The 4,527-nt window shown below is 52.3% G+C and carries 7 protein-coding genes; all 7 read right to left on the reverse strand.

From position 1 onward, the window contains the following. Positions 1 to 367 (reverse strand): hypothetical protein (locus B2067_RS02820; RefSeq protein ID WP_301387373.1); only part of this gene is annotated, 367 nt, incomplete at its 3' end. Then, entirely contained in the window at positions 357 to 1,184 is an 828-nt protein-coding gene (locus tag B2067_RS02825; protein WP_297533811.1) for a type II secretion system protein, read from the reverse strand. The genes B2067_RS02820 and B2067_RS02825, both read right to left, overlap by 11 nt. Continuing rightward, the gene (locus B2067_RS02830; RefSeq protein ID WP_301387374.1) at positions 1,184 to 1,669 is read right to left on the reverse strand and encodes a type IV pilus modification PilV family protein; all 486 of its coding nucleotides are present in this window, start codon (positions 1,667 to 1,669) and stop codon (positions 1,184 to 1,186) included. The genes B2067_RS02825 and B2067_RS02830 overlap by 1 nt, the downstream gene beginning before the upstream one ends. Positions 1,670 to 1,684: 15 nt before the next feature. Beyond that, positions 1,685 to 2,149, reverse strand: coding sequence for a pilus assembly FimT family protein (locus B2067_RS02835; RefSeq protein WP_301181833.1), 465 nt, complete (start codon positions 2,147 to 2,149; stop codon positions 1,685 to 1,687). Between the two features lie 7 nt (positions 2,150 to 2,156). Next, on the reverse strand, positions 2,157 to 2,624 hold the full coding sequence (locus B2067_RS02840; RefSeq protein ID WP_301181832.1) for a prepilin-type N-terminal cleavage/methylation domain-containing protein: 468 nt from the start codon (positions 2,622 to 2,624) through the stop codon (positions 2,157 to 2,159). Between the two features lie 17 nt (positions 2,625 to 2,641). Next, positions 2,642 to 3,145, reverse strand: a complete 504-nt coding sequence (locus B2067_RS02845) for a type II secretion system protein (protein WP_068439345.1) — start codon at positions 3,143 to 3,145, stop codon at positions 2,642 to 2,644. Between the two features lie 101 nt (positions 3,146 to 3,246). After that, on the reverse strand, positions 3,247 to 4,464 hold the full coding sequence (locus B2067_RS02850; RefSeq protein ID WP_301387375.1) for a type II secretion system F family protein: 1,218 nt from the start codon (positions 4,462 to 4,464) through the stop codon (positions 3,247 to 3,249). Positions 4,465 to 4,527 lie beyond the last annotated feature (63 nt).

The following is a 4,527-nucleotide window of genomic DNA, read 5'->3' on the forward strand; positions in this document are numbered from 1 at the left end:
CCTGCGATATCAGGGTATAGAGATCCTCGCCATCGACGGTCATCTGAACACAACTGACGGAAACACTGCATCCGCGCAGACCAGGAGCAGTAAAAGTCGCAGTAAAAAATGGGGAAGTTGCACAGGCTCGCCCGGGAGAACCATCCGGAGGCAGCAGTACATTAAGAGCCGCTTCGGTACCTGATTCAGCAGCGTAAAAAGCGCGCTCCCCCTGAATATGAAGCACACTCGACTGACCACTGGTCGTCTGCATAGACCCCATTACCGTGACGATCACAGCAAGCACAGTAATAACAAACAGCGCCATTGGCAGACCAAAGCCGCGCTGCGGGGATAGAGCTATCCGTTTCACATCATCAGGGAACATTAACAACCCTCACCTGCTGCCCCATGGAAAGCGTCTCGCCTGTTGTCGGGTGTTGCAGCACGTACTCAAATGCCACCAGGCCACTTCGCGCCAGCGTTGGATTCTGAAAGCGAAATGTCATGGATCCTGCCTGAAGTGGAAATGCCAGAACGGTGCGACCGCCAGCCCGATTGGTAGGTAAGGCTGCCTTTAGGTTAGCGACGTCACTGATAAAGCCGTAGTTGCGGTAACGATAGAGATAGGCTCCATCCTGACAGACGGCTTCAGGCGCAGACGATAAATAGTAGCGACGCTCCGGCGAATCTGATGGGAAGGTATGAGAGCTCGCAAGCGTGACATCAACCTCGGTTGTCCCCGCGGGCACTGAGCCGATATCCGGCGTCAGAGGTCCCGGATCATTCTGGGCGTACAGGTTAGCCGACCCGATAGGATAAACAGATACGTAACCACTCGCACCGTCGGATACAGAATATGGTGCGGCACGGAATGAGGTAACTGCCGAATTAACCGATAAATCGGTGTACATCGAAGCGGCGACTACAGGCATATATTCAACGCACAGTCCGTCAGCGGTGGTACGGATACTGCCCGGTAGAGCGTCGCGCAATCCGCGGCTGATCTGTTCGTTAACGACATAGCCAGCCGCCGCTAATTGTTCACGACCGTTGCTTGAGATAAAACCTTCACTGGTAGAGCGGATAAACTGAACCGACATGATGCCCAACACCGCAGCCACCACCAATGTCATCACCAGCTCAACCAGGGTAAATCCAGACTGACGCCGCAGATAAGTTAACGTCATCACTTTTGTTACCATCAGTAATTCCCCTTATACATAGAGAATACCGAGGTATCGCCGATCGGGTCGTCAATCGTGATTTCTATACGCTTAGCGCCACCGGTGTTCACACCAATAGAGTCATCACAGACTACGTTGATAGACACCGTGTAGCCACTGTAATCCGTTGCAAGAGAGGCGTCCATCGTATCCGGGGATTCGTTGGTGACGGCATAGTAATCATCGACGTCATCGTAATTGTCACGGCTTTCGCCGTCATTAGTAATCCGGCACGCCCCAGTGTAGGCAGGAACACCATTCGTCCCCGTGGCCTCGTCATAGCGACGCGACAGTATTTCATCAAAATAAAGCTGAGCCAGATCAGCGGAGCGGGTCTGAATAAGAACGTCAGCAGATCGTCCAGTAAGAACACTGAACGCCCGCAGAGAACCAACTAGGGCGACGGAAATAATGACGATAGTAATGACCATTTCGACCAGAGACATGCCGCGCATTCTTAGCATAAGTGCGTGCCTCCTTCAGGGCTGGCAGTTGCCGATATAGGCGAAACCACTGGCAGAAATACAGAGTGAGTGAGAATTACCAGCGGAAAAAACAAACTGATTCGCAGCGCCGGTTTCTGCATTGATATCAAAATTAATCGTTGTGCTGCCACCGTTAGCCAGAGTAGCACCGTTAATGGCCAGCGCTGCCCCTGCGCGCGGAGCTTCCCGCGTGCCAAAGGTGGTTGTCCCCTGCGAAACAGTGAAAAGCCAATCAGAGCTGGTCTGAGAAACCGTGAGATTGACCGGAGTTGCCGCCACTGCATTTGCCAGTGCTCTTCTCTGAGCAAGGATTGCTACCGACACCAGTTGCTCACGAGCAGCAAGCGTAGTGTAGCGATCGGTATTCAGGAAAAGGCTGCTTGCGCCGATTGAGATAATGGCGATCAATGTGATCACCATTATCATCTCAACCAGAGTAAAGCCTCGTTGGCGGATCAAATCAGCCTCAGCAACCGTTTGGATCAACAACAACCTTTGGCGCGGCGGTGATTGGATTCACGTTTTCCACTGCGGCGGTTGCAGCGGTGTAAGTCACAGTACAGCCAGCGCCAGTTGTCAGGGTGTAAACTGCCTCTTCACCACCTGCGGCGGTTCCATGAGTAATCTGGTAGTCACCCGCCACCTGAGCAGCGTCAGTGATGCCAGCCTGTACGGCCTGAGGGTAACCATTCACCATAGCGATAGAGGCACCTTCAAGAACCACTGCCTGACCGGGTGTCGAGCCATCTGCCAGCTGCTGCGCGTGAGCAATATTGGCGGCTGCACGGAGTGCACCGGCCAGCGCATTCAGACTGGCAACCCGCGCGTCCTGACCAAAATCTGCGAAACGCGGCAGCGCAAAGGCAGAGAGCACACCGAGAATAACAATTACCATGACCAGTTCGATCAGTGTAAAACCTCTTTGTTTTTTCATGTCCCGACTCCTGTGTGTTATCGGATATTCCAGCTTACGCGGCCATCGGCCGAGCTATAGTCAATGTAAAATCTGTCGCCACTTGCTCTGTGGTAGTACCGACAATGTCCCTCTACGACTTCGACCCGGAAATCGGCGCTGGCATTATCACCAGCGGTCAGTGTCGGAACTTCTATATCCAGAAGACTATTCCACAGCGCTTCACAACTCAGTGTCGTTGTTACTCCTGATCCGGACATCCCGTCCGGTTCCTGCGGTACCGGCCAGCCATATTGATTCATAGCAAAGCCTTCAAGCAGGGTGCTGTTTTTATCGGTCATCCAGGCTTTCCGGAAAATCATCACTCCGGTCTGCAGGGAGCTACCCACCGACTTAACATGTGCACGCCAGGCATCCTCGATAATGTTGTCCATCCGGGGCACCAGAATCAGTATCCCGACCATCATTACCGCCAATGCGATCGCCGACTGGAGTAGAGAGAAGCCTCGTTTCCGGCCGACGTTCAGTAACGTCGTTGGCATACTTAAACCTTAGTCAACAATTGAATTTTTGAAGCTGGTATTAACGAAAATAAACAAATATTGAATTACAAAAACTTCTGTTACATATGTGGCGTCAGTGTCTAACGTGACACTGCACCACTGAGCTCCCACACGGGTAAGAAAACACCCAGAGCGAGCAGAAGTACCAGCGCCCCCAGAAACACGAGCAGGATGGGTTCTATCGCGTCTGACAGTTGGTTGAGCTCGTAGTCGACCTCTTCTTCATAAAAGTCAGCGACCTCATCAAGTAGCCGATCAACAGCCCCTGTTTCTTCACCAACCGACATCATTTGAAGTACTAGTGGTGTGAACAGGCCAGTTCTCTGCGCCGTATTGGTCAGCCCTTCGCCACGCTGGACCCCATCGCCCATATCGCTGACGGCATTACCGATATATTTATTACCAACACTCGCCGCCACAATAGACAGGCTATTCAGGATTGGCACACCAGCAGTCAGCATCATGGAAAAAGAACGGGAAAAACGCGCCAGTGCGATGCGCTCGAAAATAGTACCGATAAGAGGAATATTCAGTTTGGTTCTGTCCCACCAGACAGCCCCTTCATCGGTGGCGATAAACTGTCTAAAAGCAAGACCGCCAACAATCAGACCGGCCAACAAGGCATGCCACCAGTTCTGCATGAAATCGGAAACAGCAATCAGGATTAACGTGGCAAATGGCAGGTCAGCGCCTAGCTTATTAAATACCGACGAGAAGCTTGGAATCACAAACATAGTGACAACCACCATCGCGATTGCAATGGCACCGATAACCATAATGGGATAGCGCAACGCGGACTTGATACGCTTTCTGGTTTCCCGTTCCATTTCCAGGTGGCCCACCAGGCGGATCAGTGCATCATCAAGATTCCCTGTGCTCTCACCTATATGGATCATGCTGACGTAAATAGGAGAAAAGAGTTTAGGGTGCCTTCTAAATGCCGAAGCCAGATCAGAACCACCGACCAGCTGGTCGCTGATATCCTGAAGAACCGTGCGTAACTGATCGTTGTTCGCACTTTCGGCCAGCCCGGTCAGCGCCCGGATGATAGGAACACCCGCCTTAGTCAGTGCATACAACTGACGAGTAAACAGGACGAGCTCTTCAGATTTAATTTTTTGAGAACGCTGGACCGTTTTACCGTCCTTCGAGGGTAATACTTTCTGTTGCTGAATTTTAAGCGGGGTAATGCCGCGTTGCATCAGCTGCGATACTGCGACTTCCCGGCTACCCGCCTGTAGGGAGCCCTCTACCGCCGCCCCCGAATTATCGCGACCGCGATAGAGATAAATGGCCATCAGATCTCCTCGCCATCCAGGGTTGCTGATACACGGAAGACTTCATCAAGGGAGGTCACACCC

Source organism: Thalassolituus sp. UBA2590 (genome assembly GCF_002339775.1).
GTDB lineage: Bacteria > Pseudomonadota > Gammaproteobacteria > Pseudomonadales > Oceanobacteraceae > Thalassolituus.